Source organism: Pseudomonas nabeulensis, assembly GCF_004682045.1.
Taxonomy (GTDB): Bacteria; Pseudomonadota; Gammaproteobacteria; order Pseudomonadales; family Pseudomonadaceae; genus Aquipseudomonas; species Aquipseudomonas nabeulensis.
On record NZ_QUZT01000039.1, the window covers coordinates 25,970 to 43,418 of the forward strand.

The 17,449-nt window shown below is 61.6% G+C and carries 15 protein-coding genes; 11 read left to right on the plus strand and 4 right to left on the minus strand.

Features of this window, described 5'->3' with window-relative positions; all coding sequences use genetic code 11:
• Window position 1: 1 nt before the first annotated feature.
• From cobN to DYL61_RS19755, 3 genes are read left to right on the plus strand one after another with little or no spacing between them, the layout of a single operon-like run.
• Window positions 2-3,763: a cobaltochelatase subunit CobN gene (gene cobN / locus DYL61_RS19745; protein WP_135309716.1), complete on the plus strand. Its 3,762-nt coding sequence runs from the start codon at window positions 2-4 to the stop codon at window positions 3,761-3,763.
• Window positions 3,763-4,761 (plus strand): magnesium chelatase ATPase subunit I, encoded by a 999-nt coding sequence (locus DYL61_RS19750; protein ID WP_135309717.1) that lies wholly within the window; start codon window positions 3,763-3,765, stop codon window positions 4,759-4,761. The genes cobN and DYL61_RS19750 overlap by 1 nt, the downstream gene beginning before the upstream one ends.
• A gap of 53 nt (window positions 4,762-4,814) precedes the next feature.
• A complete protein-coding gene (locus DYL61_RS19755) occupies window positions 4,815-5,417 on the plus strand; it encodes a vWA domain-containing protein (RefSeq protein WP_135309718.1) in 603 nt (200 codons plus the stop codon).
• A gap of 133 nt (window positions 5,418-5,550) precedes the next feature.
• On the opposite strand, the gene DYL61_RS19760 is transcribed toward DYL61_RS19755, so the two are convergent.
• Window positions 5,551-6,498, minus strand: coding sequence for a DUF1853 family protein (locus DYL61_RS19760; protein WP_135309719.1), 948 nt, complete (start codon window positions 6,496-6,498; stop codon window positions 5,551-5,553).
• 144 nt (window positions 6,499-6,642) lie between these two features.
• On the opposite strand from DYL61_RS19760, the gene DYL61_RS19765 reads away from it, so the two are divergent.
• From DYL61_RS19765 to DYL61_RS19800, 8 genes are all read left to right on the plus strand, one after another.
• Window positions 6,643-7,533, plus strand: coding sequence for an NAD(+) kinase (locus tag DYL61_RS19765; RefSeq protein WP_003217892.1), 891 nt, complete (start codon window positions 6,643-6,645; stop codon window positions 7,531-7,533).
• Window positions 7,530-8,504: a metallophosphoesterase gene (locus DYL61_RS19770; RefSeq protein ID WP_420825081.1), complete on the plus strand. Its 975-nt coding sequence runs from the start codon at window positions 7,530-7,532 to the stop codon at window positions 8,502-8,504. The genes DYL61_RS19765 and DYL61_RS19770 overlap by 4 nt, the downstream gene beginning before the upstream one ends.
• Complete coding sequence (locus DYL61_RS19775) at window positions 8,501-9,370, plus strand: rhomboid family intramembrane serine protease (protein ID WP_135309721.1); 870 nt, start codon at window positions 8,501-8,503, stop codon at window positions 9,368-9,370. The genes DYL61_RS19770 and DYL61_RS19775 overlap by 4 nt, the downstream gene beginning before the upstream one ends.
• Before the next feature lie 14 nt (window positions 9,371-9,384).
• A complete protein-coding gene (locus tag DYL61_RS19780) occupies window positions 9,385-9,645 on the plus strand; it encodes a YeaC family protein (protein ID WP_016972751.1) in 261 nt (86 codons plus the stop codon).
• Window positions 9,642-10,472 (plus strand): DUF2797 domain-containing protein, encoded by an 831-nt coding sequence (locus DYL61_RS19785; protein WP_105700163.1) that lies wholly within the window; start codon window positions 9,642-9,644, stop codon window positions 10,470-10,472. The genes DYL61_RS19780 and DYL61_RS19785 overlap by 4 nt, the downstream gene beginning before the upstream one ends.
• Before the next feature lie 13 nt (window positions 10,473-10,485).
• A complete protein-coding gene (pepN, locus tag DYL61_RS19790) occupies window positions 10,486-13,143 on the plus strand; it encodes an aminopeptidase N (RefSeq protein ID WP_135309722.1) in 2,658 nt (885 codons plus the stop codon).
• A gap of 5 nt (window positions 13,144-13,148) precedes the next feature.
• Window positions 13,149-14,267: a cell division protein ZapE gene (gene zapE, locus DYL61_RS19795; protein WP_135309723.1), complete on the plus strand. Its 1,119-nt coding sequence runs from the start codon at window positions 13,149-13,151 to the stop codon at window positions 14,265-14,267.
• An 85-nt stretch (window positions 14,268-14,352) separates the two neighbouring features.
• On the plus strand, window positions 14,353-14,844 hold the full coding sequence (locus DYL61_RS19800) for a GNAT family N-acetyltransferase (RefSeq protein WP_135309724.1): 492 nt from the start codon (window positions 14,353-14,355) through the stop codon (window positions 14,842-14,844).
• 46 nt (window positions 14,845-14,890) lie between these two features.
• Here DYL61_RS19800 and DYL61_RS19805 read toward each other — a convergent pair whose 3' ends face one another.
• The 3 genes from DYL61_RS19805 to DYL61_RS19815 all read right to left on the minus strand — a co-directional run bounded on the left by DYL61_RS19805 (window position 14,891) and on the right by DYL61_RS19815 (window position 17,342).
• Window positions 14,891-15,112, minus strand: a complete 222-nt coding sequence (locus DYL61_RS19805; RefSeq protein WP_135309725.1) for a hypothetical protein — start codon at window positions 15,110-15,112, stop codon at window positions 14,891-14,893.
• 146 nt (window positions 15,113-15,258) lie between these two features.
• On the minus strand, window positions 15,259-17,001 hold the full coding sequence (locus DYL61_RS19810; RefSeq protein ID WP_135309726.1) for a phosphoethanolamine transferase CptA: 1,743 nt from the start codon (window positions 16,999-17,001) through the stop codon (window positions 15,259-15,261).
• Between the two features lie 161 nt (window positions 17,002-17,162).
• Entirely contained in the window at window positions 17,163-17,342 is a 180-nt protein-coding gene (locus DYL61_RS19815) for a DUF6026 family protein (RefSeq protein WP_135309727.1), read from the minus strand.
• Between the last annotated feature and the right edge of the window lie 107 nt (window positions 17,343-17,449).

Genomic DNA, 17,449 nt, shown 5'->3' on the forward strand with positions numbered 1-17,449 from the left:
CATGCATCTGCTCAGGACCCAGCCCGGTGGTTTCGTCTCGGACGACAATATTGCCGACCTTGGCCAAACCCCTGCTGACCTGGTGATCCTGTGCAGCGGTGATTCCAGCCTGGCGCTGCTGGCCGAAGCGGCGCAGCAGTTGCCGGAGGATTACCCCAGCGTTCGCCTGGCCAACCCGATGCAGGTGCAGAACCACGCCTCGGTCGACCTCTATGTAGACGAGGTGCTGCGCCACGCCAAGGTCATCCTGATCTCGCTGCATGGCGGTATCGGTTATTGGCGCTACGGCATCGAACGCCTGGTGGAGTTGGCCGAGCGCGGCGTCACATTGATCCTGGTGCCGGGGGATGACCGTCCAGACCCTGAGCTCAGCGGGCTGAGTACGGTAAACGCAGAAAGTCGTGAGCGTCTCTGGCACTTCCTGCGTCAAGGCGGCTTGGGCAATGCGCTGGATTTCTATCGCTGCCTGGCCAGCGCTTACCTGGGCCGCGACTACGCTTGGGCCGAGCCGCAAACCCTGCCACGTACCGCGATTTACCACCCGCACAACGCCCATGCCGACCTCAACGATTGGCAAGCGGATTGGCACGCCGAATGGCCAGTGGCGGCGGTGCTGTTCTACCGCTCCCATTTGCAGGCGGCCAATACCGGTTTTATCGATGTGTTCTGCCAGCGCTTGCAGGCGGCGGGCCTTAACCCGTTGCCGATGGCGGTGGCCAGTTTGAAAGAGCCCGGCTGCCTTTCGGTGGTCGAGGATTTATTGGATGACGTGCAAGCGGCGGTGATCCTCAATACCACCGGCTTTGCCCAATCCAGTCCCGAAGCGCCTCACTTAAGGCCGTTTCGCCGCAATATCCCGGTGATCCAGGCTATTTGCGCCCAGGACAACGAGCCGGGTTGGCAGGCCAGCGAGCAAGGCCTGGGCCCGCGCGACCTGGCGATGCATATCGCGCTGCCGGAGCTGGACGGGCGCATTATCAGTCGGCCCATCAGCTTCAAGGACCTGGCCTGGCGCAGCGAACGCAGCCAATCGGACGTGGTGTGCTACCGCGCCGCGCCCGAGCGCATGGACTTTGTTGCGGAACTGGCACGGCGTTGGGTCGAGTTGGCGCGTGTGCCGAATGGCGAGAAACGCATTGCGCTGATCCTGGCCAATTACCCGACCCGCGATGGCCGCATCGGCAACGGTGTGGGTTTGGACACGCCGGCGGCGGCGTTGAATATCCTGCGTGCGCTGCAAGCCCAAGGGTATCCGCTGCCGAGCGAGTTGCCGGAAAGCGGCACGGCCTTGATCCACGACCTGCTGGGCGGCGTCACCAATGACCTGGACAGCCTTGACCTGCGACCGTGTCATCAAAGCATGAGCCTCGGCGACTACGAGACAATGTTTAGCCGCTTGCCCGAATCCAACCGCCAAGCCGTGTTGGAACGCTGGGGCACGCCCGCTAGCGATCCAATGTTCCGCGACGGTCGCATGATGATCGCCGGCCTGCGCTTGGGGCTGACTTTTGTCGGTATTCAACCGGCGCGTGGCTACCAGGTGGATGCCAGCGCTGTCTATCACGACCCGGACCTGGTGCCGCCCCACGGTTACCTGGCGTTCTACTTCTGGTTGCGCCACACCTACGGCGCCCACGGCGTGATCCATGTGGGCAAGCACGGCAACCTCGAATGGCTGCCGGGCAAGGGCGTGGGGCTGTCGGAAAACTGCTGGCCCGACGCACTGCTGGGGCCGCTGCCGAATATCTATCCGTTTATCGTCAATGACCCGGGCGAGGGCGCCCAGGCCAAGCGGCGCACCCAGGCGGTGATCATCGATCACCTGATGCCGCCGCTGACCCGTGCTGAAACCTACGGCCCGCTGCGCAACCTGGAGCTGTTGGCGGACGAGTATTACGAGGCGCAATTGCTCGACCCGCGCCGCGCCCTGGAGCTGCAAAAAGACATCCTCAAGCTGGTGCGCGAGACGCGTATCGACCAGGAACTTGAACTGGACAACGATGCCGACGCCGCCGTGTGGCTACCGCGCCTGGACACCTACCTGTGTGACTTGAAGGAGTCGCAGATCCGCGATGGCCTGCATGTCTTCGGCGAGTCCCCGGAAGGCCGTTTGCGTATCGATACGTTGCTGGCCTTGCTGCGCATCCCTCGTGGGGATGGCCGTGGTCCGCAATCAAGCCTATTGCGCGGACTGGCGAAGGCGTTCGAGCTGGGCTTCGATCCGCTGGATTGTGCCTTGGCTGAACCCTGGACCGGGCGGCGGCCCGAGGTGTTGCAGACGCTCGATGCGCAGTTGTGGCGCACGGCAGGCGATACCCGCGAACGTTTGGAAATCTACGCCGCGCGCTTGATTGAGCAGGCGCTGGAAGGGCCGCTCGAACAGTTGGAGCAACCCGGCTGGGAAGAGGTGAACGCGGTGATCGAAAGCCTGCGCAGCGTCGTCGCGCCGCGCCTGGATGCGTGCGGCCCGGCGGAAATGCGCGGGTTGCTGGATGCACTGGACGGGCGCTTCGTTCCGGCGGGGCCAAGCGGCGCGCCGAGTCGCGGGCGTCTGGATGTGCTGCCTACGGGTCGCAATTTCTTCACCGTCGACGTGCGCAATTTGCCCACTACCACGGCATGGCGCATCGGTTTCCAGTCGGCCAACCTGATTCTGGAAAGGCACCTGCAAGACCATGGCGACCACCTGCGCCAGCTCGGCCTCTCCGTGTGGGGCACCGCGACCATGCGCACCGGCGGTGATGATATCGCCCAGGCCATGGCGCTGATGGGCGTGCGGCCGGTGTGGGCCACCGGCAGTCAACGGGTGGATGACTTTGAGATCCTGCCGATCAGTTTGCTGGACCGCCCGCGGGTCGATGTGACGCTGAGGGTCTCGGGGTTCTTCCGCGATGCCTTCGCCAACCTCATTCGACTGTTCGATGCCGCCGTGCAGGCGGTGGCAGCGTTGGATGAGCCGGACGATATGAACCCGCTGGCGGCCAAAGTGCGCGCCGAGCGTGAGGCGTTGATCGCTTCCGGTCTTGACGTCGATGCGGCGGCGAAGCAGGCGGGCTGGCGTATCTTCGGTGCCAAGCCGGGTGCCTATGGCGCAGGCGTGCAGGGCGCGGTAGACGGTCGCCTGTGGCAAAGCCGCGAAGACCTGGCCGAGGTTTACCTGAACTGGGGCGGCTACGCTTACGGCGGTTCCGACGAGGGCACCGCTGCCCGCGAACAATTCGCCCAGCGCTTGAGCCAGGTGCAGGCGGTCTTGCAGAACCAGGACAACCGCGAGCACGACCTACTCGACTCCAACGACTACTACCAATTCCAGGGGGGCATGCTCGCCGCCGTGGAAACCCTGAGCGGCGATAAAGCGGCCAGTTACCACGGCGACCATAGCCAGCCGGACCTGCCGAAGATCCGCACCTTGAAGGAAGAGCTCAACCGGGTGATCCGTTCCCGCGCGGCCAACCCCAAGTGGATCGAAGGCGTGAAGCGCCATGGCTATAAAGGTGCGTTTGAAATGGCCGCCACGGTGGACAACCTGTTCGCCTTTGACGCCACCACCGCGCTGATCGACGATCACCAATACGCCTTGCTGGCCGACGCCTATTTACTCGACCCTGATACCCGGGCCTTTGTGCAACAGCACAACCCCGATGCCCTGCGTGACATGACCGAGCGCATGCTCGAAGCCCAGCAACGCGGCATGTGGCAGGAACCGGGGGCTTACAAAGAAGCCTTGGAAAACCTGTTGCTTGATATAGAAGAAGACAGCTGATGACTGATATCCCGCATTTCCCGCTGTCCGCCGTGGTCGGCGCTGATCAATTGAAGCTGGCGCTGTGCCTGACCGCCATTGACCCGAAGATCGGCGGCGTCCTGATCGAAGGGCCTCGCGGCATGGCCAAATCCACCCTCGCGCGCGGGTTGGCGGATCTGCTGGCCAGCGGGCAATTCGTCACCTTGCCGTTGGGCGCTACCGAAGAGCGCCTGGTGGGTACGCTTGACCTGGATGCTGCGTTGGGCGAAGGCCGTGCGCAATTTTCTCCCGGCGTGCTGGCCAAGGCGGATGGCGGCGTGCTGTACGTCGATGAAGTCAACCTGCTGGCCGATCACCTGGTAGACCTGCTGCTGGACGTGGCTGCCAGCGGCACCAACCTGATCGAGCGTGACGGTATTTCCCATCGGCATGCGGCGCGCTTTGTGCTGATCGGCACCATGAACCCGGAGGAGGGCGAGTTGCGTCCGCAACTGCTCGACCGCTTTGGTTTTAATGTGGCGTTGAGCGGGCAGACCTTGCCGGCTGAACGTGGGCAGATCATTCGTCGTCGCCTGGATTTCGACAGTGATCCGGCGGCGTTTTGCATGCAGTGGGCCGAGCAACAGGCTGCGTTGCGCGAGCGCTGCACCCAGGCGCGTGCACGGCTGGACAGTATCGAGCTGGACGATCAGGCCCTGGCGCAGATTACCGAGCGTTGTTTTGCTGCGGGCGTCGACGGTTTACGTGCGGACTTGGTCTGGCTGCGCGGTGCCAGGGCCCACGCGGCTTGGCGCGGTGCTGACGCGATTGCCGAAGTGGATATCGAAGCCGTGGCAGAGTTTGCCTTGCGCCATCGCCGCCAGGAACCATCGCCACCGGCCAATCCACCGAGCGAAGGGCAATCGCCCAAATCCTCTGACACTTCACCGAGCCAAGGCCAGTGGGGTGATATGCCCGCGCCAGCCTTGCCCACGGGCGCACGCCGCGAAGTACCGTCCTGGCCAAAAAAGCCCTAGGCATTCGCCCTCGACCTGACGCGGGGGCGGATGCCCGGCCCAAGGCGGGTCGACTGGACAGGGGCCGTCACGGCAAGGCACGCAGCGCGCAGCAAGGATCCGTCAATTGGCCGGGTACGTTGCTCGGTGGCCGACCGCAATCGCGGCAAGATTTGCTGTTTCACCTGCGCAGCCGCACGGCCCATGAATTGTGGCTGGTGATTGTCGACGCGTCGGCGTCCACTCGGCGCCATCGTGCGCTCACTGATGCCAAGGGCTTGCTGGCGCAGTTGTTTGACGACGCTTATCGACAGCGCGCACGCATGGCGTTGCTGACGGCCAGCGGGCAGTCGCCGAAGTGGCAGGTGCAGGGGCTGAAAGCCGCGAAAGGCTTGGTGGGTTGGCTGGACTCGCTTGGCGCGGGTGGTGGTACGCCATTGGTGGCGGCTTTGACAGAGGCCGGGGATTGGCTGGCGGCGCGACGCAAGCGCTATCCGGCGGAGCAGCAGCGGTTATTGGTGATTACCGATGGGCGGCTCAAGGAGATTGGCGGTCTACCGATGTTGGATTGCCCAGGCTTGCTGGTGGATATCGAGCGTGGGCCGATCAAGTTGGGCAGGGCTCAGGCGTTGGCTTTGGGGTTGCAGCTGGAGTATCGGCATATTGACCAGTTGTAGTGCCTGCACCGGCCTCATCGGGGGCAAGCCCCCTCCCACATTGGATTGGGTTCACACATTTGTATGTGTGAAGAGAGTCAAGTGTGGGAGGGGGCTTGCCCCCGATGAGGCCCTAAAAGACAGCACAAAACGGTCAGCCCGCCCCCGGCACATTCGGCCAAAGATCCGCCACCAGAAACAACCGCTCGGCCTCTTCCCAGTCCTCACCTACTTGAACCATCCGCACCAACAGCTGTGCGGGTGCCATTGGGTCCAGTTCCTCCAGCCATCCCTGCATCCGCGCTGTACTCCACACCTCATCCGCCGGGTAATGCGCCGGCGCCAACCAGGCATGGCGTGGCAGAGGCTGCCAACGGCCCGGCGCGCTGGCGCTGACAAAATCCGGCCAATCACGTTGATGCAGCCAGCGCCCATTTAAATGCTGCGGGTGAGCTCCCGCCGGTGGTTGAGCTTGACCGGGCCACGGATACAGCAAATACCCACCCAGCCACAAATGCGCATCGAACTGCTGGATATCCAGTGCAGCCAAGGCGTCGCGGCTTTCGGGGCGTGCAGAGATTGGCAATTGATGCTGGGCCAGATGCGCCAACTTACGGTCCAGCCGATCATGACACCCAGGCCCCAGCCACAACGCGGCGTCCTGACCGTTACCCGCCTGCGGTCCCAGATAGAGCTTGATCGCCAGTTCCAGGTGATGCACGCCATCGCGGTCGCGCACCAGCATATCCAACTCGCCCAGGGTATGCCCGGCGCGGCGGATTGGCAGGTTGGCGGCCAGCAACTCCACGCCCGGCGCATGCTGCACCGCGAACTGCCACAACCGCTCGTAATACAGACCCAGGCGCCGGGTGCGCGCCTGGCTCAGCCAGTGGAGCAGGGCGCTGCTGTCCTGGTCCAGGGTGCGCAGCCAATGTTCAAGCAGGTGGGGCGCCTGCACCCAGTCGCTGCCGGCCAACGGGTGACGTTGCGGCCACGGCGTCTGCGCCAGCATCGGTGGCGCCAGCATCACCCACGCCAGGTCGCGCACCTCGGGGTGGCGAAGTTGGCGGGGCAGGTTGTGCAAATCCGGGAACACAGTCATGGTCCGAGCATAGCCGTTTAAAGGCGGCACAGGGCGCTGAGAACCATTGTCATCAAGGCTTCACGGCGACAAAGGATTTTGCCTGGGGCGGCCTTTCGCCCATAATCGCTCTTTTTGCCACACCCCAAATCCCGCAGGAGCCCCATGGAGCAATTTCGCAATATCGGCATTATCGGTCGCCTGGGCAGTACCCAGGTGTTGGACACCGTCCGCCGGCTGAAAAAATTCCTGCTGGAACGCCACCTGCATGTGATCCTCGAAGACACCATCGCTGAAATCCTGCCGGGCCACGGTCTGCAAACCTCGTCGCGCAAGATGCTCGGCGAGGTCTGCGACATGGTCATCGTGGTCGGTGGCGATGGCAGCCTGCTCGGTGCGGCCCGGGCCTTGGCGCGGCATAACGTGCCGGTGCTGGGGATCAACCGGGGCAGCCTGGGTTTCCTCACCGATATCCGCCCGGATGAGCTGGAAGTCGAAGTGGCCAAGGTGCTCGACGGCCACTACCTGGTCGAAAACCGCTTCCTGCTGCAAGCCGAAGTGCGTCGCCATGGCGAGGCCATCGGCCAGGGCGATGCCCTCAACGACGTGGTGCTGCACCCCGGCAAGTCCACGCGGATGATCGAGTTCGAGCTGTATATCGACGGCCAGTTCGTGTGCAGCCAAAAGGCCGACGGCCTGATCGTCGCCACGCCCACTGGTTCCACGGCTTACGCGCTGTCGGCGGGTGGCCCGATCATGCATCCCAAGCTGGATGCCATTGTGATCGTGCCGATGTATCCCCATATGTTGTCCAGCAGGCCGATTGTGGTCGACGGCAACAGTGAGCTGAAAATCGTGGTGTCCAAAGACATGCAGATCTACCCGCAGGTGTCCTGCGACGGGCAGAACCATTTCACCTGTGCCCCCGGTGACACCATCACTGTGAGCAAAAAGGCACAGAAGTTGCGGTTGATCCACCCACTGGACCACAACTACTACGAAGTGTGCCGCACCAAGCTGGGCTGGGGCAGCCGCTTGGGGGGTGGAGGCGACTGATGCTCGATCCCGCGCGTAGCTACGACCTGATTGGTGACGTGCACGGTTGCGCTCATACCCTTGAGCACTTGCTCGACCAGATGGGTTACCACAAGCAGGGGGGTGTTTGGCGCCACCCGTCGCGAATGGCGGTGTTCCTCGGCGATATCATCGACCGTGGCCCACGTATTCGTGAGGCGCTGCATATCGTCCACGACATGGCCGAAGCCGGCCAGGCGCTGTGCATCATGGGCAACCACGAGTTCAACGCCCTGGGCTGGACCACACCGGCGCCGCCGGGCAGTGGCAAACAGTTCGTGCGCGAGCACAACCCACGGCATGCGCGGTTGATCCACGAGACCCTGACCCAGTTCGAACACCACCCGGCCGACTGGCACGACTTCCTCGGCTGGTTCTACGACATGCCGCTGTTTGTCGATGCGGGGCGTTTTCGCGTGGTGCATGCGTGCTGGGATGACGGTTTTATCCAGCCGCTGCGCGCGACCTTCCCGGATGGTTGCATCGACCAGCACTTCCTGCAGGCCGCCGCCGTGCCGGGCAGTTTTGCCTGTAACGCGTTCGACCGCCTGCTGCGCGGCACCGATATGCGCCTGCCGGACGGCCTCACGCTGACCGGCGGCGATGGCCTGACGCGTTCGTTCTTCCGCACCAAATTCTGGGAAGACGACCCGAAAACCTACGGCGACATCGTGTTCCAGCCCGATGCGCTGCCGGAGCCGGTGGCACGCACGCCGTTGTCCTCCACCGAAAAAAATTCCCTGCTGCGCTATGGCGTCGACGAGCCGTTGTTGTTCGTCGGCCATTACTGGCGCAGCGGCAAACCCGCGCCGATTCGCCCGAACCTGGCCTGCCTGGACTACAGCGCCGTGCTGTACGGCAAGCTGGTGGCGTACCGCCTGGACCAGGAAACCCGCCTGGATCCGCGTAAATTCGTGTGGGTCGACGTTGAGCGACCCGAGGTCATTAAATGAGTGCCGTGGCTGTATTGCGCCTGCCCCTGAGTGTTGATCTGGGCGGCTTCGTCAAATTGCTGCAACGCATGCAAGTGCCCCATCGTGTCAGCGAAGAGGCGGGTGAACAGGTGCTTTGGGTGCCGGAAAACATCAGCGATGACGTGCGCGTGTTGTACCAGCGTTTTCCTGCGGGTGATCCGGACCAGCAGTTGGATATTCCCGAACAGGCGCCGGTGACCCGCCCGAGTTTTGTCCAGCAAGTGCGCCATAGCCCGGTCACGGCGCTGGTGCTGCTGGCGAGCATGATCGTTGGCGCCATTACGCTGCTCGGCGAAAACCTGCAAACCGTGGGCTGGCTGACCTTCCTGCCGTTCCGGGTAATGGGTGAGTACATCCAGTTCATGCCGTTGGCCGACAGCTTGGCATCGGGCCAGTGGTGGCGCCTGGTCACCCCGATGCTGATCCACTTCGGCATCCTGCACCTGGCCATGAACGGCATGTGGTACTGGGAACTGGGCCGGCGCATCGAAGCGCGCCAGGGCAGTATCAACTTGCTCGGCTTGACGCTGTTGTTCAGCCTGGTCTCCAACTACGCTCAATACGCTTACGGTGGCCCGGGCTTGTTTGGCGGCTTGTCCGGCGTGCTGTATGGCCTGCTCGGGCATTGCTGGATCTTTCACGTGTTATCGCCTAATCCGGCCTATCGTCTGCCCCGTGGGGTATTGGCGATGATGCTGATCTGGCTGGTGCTCTGCATGTCGGGGCTGGTCTCGATGATCGGTTTCGGCGAAATCGCCAACGCTGCCCATGTCGGCGGCCTGGTTATCGGTTGCCTGACGGGTTTGCTGGGCGGTTTGTACAGCCGCCGCAAAGCCTCTCTTTGATAAGGAAGAGCCTTATGTCCTCTTTTGCTGAAATGATCGAAAACATCACCCCGGATATCTACGAGAGCCTCAAGCTCGCCGTGGAAATCGGCAAATGGTCCGATGGCCGCAAGCTCACCGCCGAACAGCGCGAGCTGTCCCTGCAAGCGGTAATCGCCTGGGAAATCCAGAACCTGCCGGAAGACCAGCGCACCGGCTACATGGGCCCGCAGGAATGCGCGTCCAAGTCTGCGCCAGTACCGAACATCCTGTTCAAGTCGGATGCGATCCATTGATTGAAATTGGTCGCGGTGCAGTCAGCAAAATGTCGGCGCAACTTGGTGAGCCGACCGTTCAATACGCGTTTCGCCTGGGCGATGTCGAGGTGCCGGTCAACCCGTTGATCGGCAGCCATATTCGCCTGGAGTATCTCGGTGCCATTCATTGCAGCCATTGCGGCCGCAAGACCAAGACCAGCTTCAGCCAGGGGTATTGCTACCCGTGCATGACCAAGCTGGCCCAGTGTGACCTGTGCATCATGAGCCCCGAGCGTTGCCATTATGACGCTGGCACCTGCCGTGAGCCGGGCTGGGGCGAGAAGTTCTGCATGACCGACCACGTGGTGTACCTGGCGAACTCGTCGGGGATCAAGGTCGGCATCACCCGCGCCACCCAGTTGCCCACCCGATGGTTGGACCAGGGCGCGAGCCAGGCGCTGCCGATCATGCGTGTGTCTACACGCCAGCAGTCCGGTTTCGTCGAAGATGTGTTCCGCAGCCAAGTGGCGGACAAGACCAACTGGCGCGCCCTGCTTAAAGGCGACGCGGCGGCGGTGGACCTCAAGCACGTACGCGATGAGTTGTTTGCGTCCTGCGCCGAGGGCATCAGCGCATTGCAGGAACGCTTTGGTCTGCAAGCCATCCAACCGGTAACCGACATCGAGCCGATCGAAATCCGCTACCCGGTCGAGCAGTATCCGGCCAAGATCGTCAGCTTCAACCTGGACAAGAACCCGATTGCCGAAGGCACGCTGCTGGGGATCAAGGGCCAATACCTGATCTTCGACACCGGCGTTATCAATATTCGTAAGTACACGGCCTACCAGCTCGCCGTGCATCAGTAGAAGGATGCCACCCATGCGCACCGAACAACCGAAGATGATTTACCTCAAGGACTATCAGGCGCCGGACTACCTGATCGAAGAGACGCACCTGACCTTCGAGTTGTTCGAGGACCACAGCCTGGTCCACGCGCAACTGGTGATGCGCCGCAACCTTGAGCGCGGCGCTGGCTTGCCGCCGCTGGTGCTGGATGGCCAGCAGCTTGAACTGTTGAGTGTGAACCTGGCCGACCAGGAACTGACCGACGCCGACTACCAGTTGACTGACAGCCACCTCACTGTTCAGCCGAAAACCGAGGCGTTTACCCTCGACACCACGGTGAAGATCCACCCGGAAACCAACACCGCCCTGGAAGGCCTGTACAAGTCCAGCGGCATGTTCTGCACCCAGTGCGAGGCCGAAGGTTTTCGCAAGATCACCTACTACCTCGACCGCCCGGATGTGATGAGCATCTTCACCACCACGGTGATCGCCGAGCAACATCGCTACCCGGTGCTGCTGTCCAACGGCAACCCGATTGCCAGCGGCCCTGGTGAAGACGGCCGTCATTGGGCAACCTGGGAAGACCCGTTCAAGAAACCGGCGTACCTGTTCGCGCTGGTGGCCGGTGACTTGTGGTGCGTGGAAGACAGCTTCACCACCATGACCAACCGCGAAGTGGCGTTGCGCATCTATGTCGAGCCGGAAAATATCGACAAGTGCCAGCACGCCATGACCAGCCTGAAAAAATCCATGCGCTGGGACGAAGAAACCTACGGCCGTGAGTACGATCTCGACATCTTTATGATCGTCGCCGTGAACGACTTCAACATGGGCGCCATGGAAAACAAGGGCCTTAACATCTTCAACTCCAGTGCCGTGCTGGCCCGCGCCGAAACCGCGACCGACGCTGCGCACCAGCGCGTCGAGGCGATTGTTGCCCACGAATACTTCCACAATTGGTCGGGCAACCGCGTGACCTGCCGCGACTGGTTCCAGCTATCGCTCAAGGAAGGCTTCACCGTCTACCGTGACTCGCAGTTTTCTGCCGACATGAACTCGGCCACGGTCAAGCGCATCCAGGACGTGGCATATCTGCGTACCCACCAGTTTGCCGAAGACGCTGGCCCGATGGCCCACGCGGTGCGTCCGGACAGCTTTATCGAGATCTCCAATTTCTACACCCTGACCGTGTACGAAAAAGGCTCGGAAGTGGTCGGCATGATCCACACCTTGCTCGGCGCCGAAGGCTTCCGCAAAGGCAGCGACCTGTACTTTGAGCGCCACGACGGCCAAGCGGTGACCTGCGACGACTTTATCAAGGCCATGGAAGACGCCAACGGCGCCGACCTCAGCCAGTTCAAGCGCTGGTACAGCCAGGCCGGTACGCCACGTCTGGCCGTCAGCGAGTCCTACGACGCGGCGGCCAAGACCTACAGCCTGACTTTCCGCCAAAGCTGCCCGGAAACCCCGGACAAGGTGGAGAAGCTGCCGTTCGTGATTCCGGTAGCAATGGGCTTGCTGGACGGGAAGGGCGCCGCTATCGCGCTGCGCCTGGCCGGTGAAGCAACCGCGGGCGAGACCTCCCGCGTCATCTCGGTCACCGAAGCCGAGCAAACCTTCACCTTCGTCGATATCGCCGAACAACCGCTGCCTTCGTTGCTGCGTGGTTTCTCGGCGCCGGTGAAACTGAGCTTCCCGTACAACCGCGACCAGCTGATGTTCCTGATGCAGCACGACAGCGACGGCTTCAACCGCTGGGATGCCGGGCAGCAATTGGCGGTGCAGGTACTGCAAGAGTTGATCGCCCAGCACCAGGCAGGTCAGCCGCTCAAGCTGGATCAGCGCCTGATCGACGCACTGCGCACGGTGTTGAGTGATGAGTCGCTGGATCAGGCAATGGTCGCAGAAATGCTGTCCCTGCCAAGCGAAGCCTACCTGACCGAAATCAGCGAAGTAGCGGACGTGGATGCCATTCACGCCGCCCGCGAATTTGCCCGCAAGCAACTGGCCGATAACCTGTTCGAAGGCTTGTGGCTGCGCTACCAGGCCAACCGTGAGCTGTCGAAGCAAACCGCCTACGTGGCGGCGGCCGAGCACTTTGCCCGTCGCGCCTTGCAGAACATTGCGCTGTCGTACCTGATGCTCAGCGGCAAGCCGGAAGTGTTGGCGGCGACGCTGGATCAGTTCGACACCAGCGACAACATGACCGAACGCCTGACCGCGCTGGCGGTGCTGGTGAATTCGCCGTTCGAAGCCGAGAAAGCCCAGGCACTGGCGGTGTTCGCCGAAAACTTCAAGGACAACCCGCTGGTCATGGACCAGTGGTTCAGCGTTCAGGCTGGCAGCACCTTGCCGGGCGGGCTGGCGCGGGTGAAGGCGTTGATGGAGCACCCAGCGTTCAACATCAAGAACCCGAACAAAGTGCGTGCATTGATCGGCGCATTTGCCGGGCAAAACCTGATCAACTTCCACGCGGCGGACGGCTCGGGTTACCGCTTCCTGGCGGATCTGGTCATCCAGTTGAACGGCTTCAACCCGCAGATCGCCTCGCGGCAGTTGGCACCGCTGACCCGCTGGCGCAAATACGACAGCGCGCGGCAAGCGCTGATGAAGGCGGAGCTGGAGCGGATTCGCGGCTCGGGTGAGCTGTCGAGTGATGTGTTTGAGGTGGTTAGCAAGAGCCTTGCGTAAACCCCATGGTGTTTGACTCGCCCCTCGACGCCTACCAACACGCCATCACCCAGCAGGGCTTCGTCGCCGACGATGCCCAGCGCCGGGCGGTGGTGGCGTTGCAAGCCTGTCATGAGGCGCTGCACCAAGGTCGCTCGCCCATCACTGGCGTCTATTTGTGGGGCCCCGTGGGCCGTGGCAAAACCTGGTTGATGGACCAGTTTTACCAAAGCCTTCGGGTGCCCGCGCGGCGTCAGCACTTTCATCACTTCATGGGCTGGGTGCATCAGCGTTCGTTCCAGCTCACCGGGACCCACGATCCCTTGCAGGCCCTGGCCAGGGAACTGAGCCGGGAAGTGCGTGTGCTGTGTTTCGATGAGCTGTTCGTCAACGACATCGGCGATGCGATCATCCTCGGCCGGTTGTTCCAGGTGATGTTCGAGGAAGGCGTGGTGATGGTCTGCACGTCCAACCAGCCGCCCGACCAGTTGTATGCAGGTGGATTCAATCGTGAGCGGTTTTTGCCCGGGATTGCGGCGATCAAACGGCATATGCAAGTGGTGGCGGTGGATGGCGGCGAGGATCATCGTTTGCATCCGGGGGTTGAGGTGCAGCGCTATTGGGTGAATCAGCCTGATGCGCTGGCCGGGGTCTTCAAGCAGATGACTGCAGGGCAGGCCGTTAGCAGCGGCCCGGTCACGGTGGGACATCGTTCGATTGTTGCCGTGCAGTCCAGCGACAGCGTGCTCTGGTGTCGTTACGCCGATTTGTGCGAGCAACCCTTGGCCGCAATGGACTTCATGCTGTTGTGCGACCGCTTCAAGGCGATCCTGCTGGGGGAAGTGCCCAACCTGAGCGCACAAAAGCGTCCGGGGCGGATTGCCCGTGGTACTGAAGACGGTGCCGAACGGGTGGTGGCGGGTGATCGCGAGCTGCCGGAGCTGTCGGTGCACGACGACAGTGTGCGCCGGTTTATCGCGCTGGTGGACGAATGCTACGACCGTAAGGTGCCGCTGTTCATCGAAGCCCAGGTGCCGCTGGAAAACCTGTATACCGAGGGGTATCTGGAGTTTCCTTTCCGGCGCACGTTGAGCCGCCTGCGGGAGATGCAGTTGCAGCGTTTTCACGCGGATATTTGTGGTTAATCTTCTTCATCTGCCAGCAACTCCACGCTTACAATCGTGCCCTTCAAAGGGAATCGATCCCTTGTAGTCGTGATCGAGGAAGGCAATGGACACCCCAGAAATCCTGGTGCTGCAAGCCAGCTACAGCAACGCCGTGCATGCCGAAGCGATCGGTGTGCTGCTCAACCAATACGCACAAGACCCCATGGGCGGTGGCCATGGCCTGCCCGCCGATCTTCTGGAGCAACTGCCCGCAGAGTTGGCCAAGCGCCCCCATGCCTTCAGTGTGTTGGCGTTTGTCGGCGGTGAGCCGGCGGGCCTGGTCAATTGCTTTGAAGGCTTCTCGACGTTTGCCTGCCGGCCACTGGTCAATGTGCATGATGTCGTGGTCGCCCAGCCATTTCGCGGCCTGGGCCTGAGCCAGAAGATGTTGCAGAAGGTCGAGGAAATTGCCCGTCAGCGCGGTTGCTGCAAGATTACCCTGGAAGTACTGGAGGGCAACGCTATTGCCCAATCGTCCTATCGCAAGTTCGGATTTGATGATTCGATATTTGATCCGGCCCACGGACGTATGCTGTTCTGGAGCAAGCCGCTTTAATAAGTAACCGGCAAATAAAAAAGGCGCCATTCAATGGCGCCTGGTTTTAACCTTTCGGTTGTTGTTCCGTGGTGGATTGTTCCACGCTGACCTTCTTGAGGTCCTTGCCGTCGGCAGACGCCGTTTGTTCGGTGGTTCCGTGGGTCTTTTGCTGCATGAAGGTGAAGTTGTTATAGAACTCCTTCGAACGCTCCGAGCCGCCCTCGGCAAAGGCGGCGGCAGAGGTGAGGGTCATCAGGCTGGCAAGCATCAGGGTGGAGAGTTTCATGGCAGTATTCCCAGTTTAAGTAATAGGTGTCCGGACGCGTCGTGATCCGTTTGATGACGCGACTGTAGGGCTATCTTATTAAGTGGGAATTAACCTGGAAGTGCCCCGAAGTTAACAGTTTTGTTAACGTCGGGGCAGTTCGTTGCTTATTTAAGTACAACGTCTGCCGGATTGGCTTTGTTGGGGTTGAGCATGCTGAAGTCGATCAGCGGTTTCGCCTGGCGCGCATAAGGGTCGCCGATCAGTTGTGGGCGTGCCTTGAAACTATCACTGACCAGGCTCTTGCTGCGGTCCAGCTCATTGAAGCTCAGCCCGGCCAGGTCGGCCCAGGTGTGGATCAATTGTGAGCTGCTGTAAGGCCGTTGCAGGTCTTCGGCGAATTTCCAGTCATGGGTTTCGCGCCATTTCGGTGAGGCGTAGGCCATGAACGGGATGGTGTACATCGGCGCCGTCGGCTTGGCTTCGTTGCGCCCCAGGGTGGCGTGGCCGGCGGAGTCGAATACGTCTTCACCGTGGTCCGACAGGTACAGCAGGAAGCCATTCGGGTCGGTCTTGGCGTAGTCCTTGATCAGGCTCGACACCACGAAGTCGTTGTACAGCACCGCATTGTCGTAGCTGTTGTAGATCGGCAGTTGCGCATCGCTGACGCCGTCCGGCACACCTTGGCGGCCGGTGAATTTGTCGAAGGTCGGCGGGTAGCGGTACTGGTAGCTCATATGGGTGCCCAGCAGGTGCACCACGATGAACTTGCGTTCGGTCGGGTCGGCCAGGGCCTTGGCGAACGGCTCGAGCACGTCGCCGTCGTATTGGCGAGCGTTCTGGTTGCGGTTGTTGTTGAGGTACACCTGTTCGTCGGCCTGTTCGGAGAAGGTCGTGAGCATGGTGTTGCGCTTGGTCATGGTCTGCTGGTTGGTGATCCAGTAGGTCTTGTAGCCTGCCTGTTTCATCACGCTGACAATCGACGGCGTCTTGAGGTACAGGTCCGGGTTCTCCTCGTCGGCGAACGTCAACACCTGTTGCAGCGCTTCGATGGTGTAGGGGCGCGGGGTGACGACGTTGTTGAACACCGCCAATTGGTCGCGCAGCTTGTCCAGTTCCGGCGTGGTATTGCGCGGATAGCCGTAGAGGCTCATGCGCTGACGGTTGGTCGATTCGCCGATCACCAGCACCAGGGTCGACGGTTGGCCGGCCATGCTGTCCTGGAGATTGGTCAGCGGCGGAATATGGCTGGCGCTGTCGAGCATGTCCTGCATGCTGTCCAATTGTTGGGTATAGCGGTGGTAGCCGACGAGCATCTGCCACGGCACGGCCGGCTCGATACGCGCTTCGAAGCGCTCGATGGCATCTTCCATGGTAGCGCTGCGGGCAATCTGCTTGACCAATGGATAGCCGACCACGGCGACCAGGATCGCGGTAGCCGCCACCAGTGCCTGGCCGCGCGGCAAGTACACCGGGCGTAGGCGGGTCCACAGGAAAATGGCGAAGGCAGTGTGGGCGATAAACGCCAGCACGATCCACCAGGCAAAGTATTGAGTGGCGTATTCGCCCGCTTCAGAGATGTTCGATTCGAACATGATGAAGATGACGCTTTGCGAGAATTCCTGCTGATAAATGAAGAAATAGCCCAGGCTGGCCATGGAACAGGCCCACAGCACGACGCCGATCAAGGCCGCGAGCAAGCGCGTTCGGCGCGGGAATACGAGGACGGGGGCCAACCACAACGCGCTCATGAAGAACGCTTGGCGAAAACCGCTGAAACCAGACGTACCGCTGATCTGAATCAGCAGCTGGGTAATACCCGAGAAGTACCAGAAAAATACAAACAGCCAGCCGAGGCCAGCCCAATCAAAGCCTTTCGCAGACGTAGTGCTGCGTTTGAACATCGCCATCCAGCGCTCCAACCCGGTCATTTTTCAGTCGGCGCGCAGAGGTGCACGCAACAGAGGCCGCCCTTGCATGGGGCGGCCCTTGGGGGCGGGAGTATCGGGAGGGGCGTGTGAAAACTTTGTGAGATTTTTGTAGCCGTTATCTTACAAAGTGATGACCGGGCTTAGCAGAGCAGCGGCTGTGCGCCAGCGGGCTGGTCCAGCTGGGCTTGGATGATGTGGGCACGCAGACGCAGGACTTCCTGTTGCAGTTGTTCGCGCTCGTCTTTCAACTGGCGCAATTCATCGCGGCGGATAGTGACGTAGAGGGTCTGTGGCGGACGGGTCATCTGTGCTGTGCTCATTGCTTACCTCGCAAATAGCCGGTGTGTTGCGGTGTGCCAGAACGCTTGAGTCTAGGTTCTCGGCAGCAGTCGGAAGCAATGATGAATTCTTTTTCGGGGCAATGGAA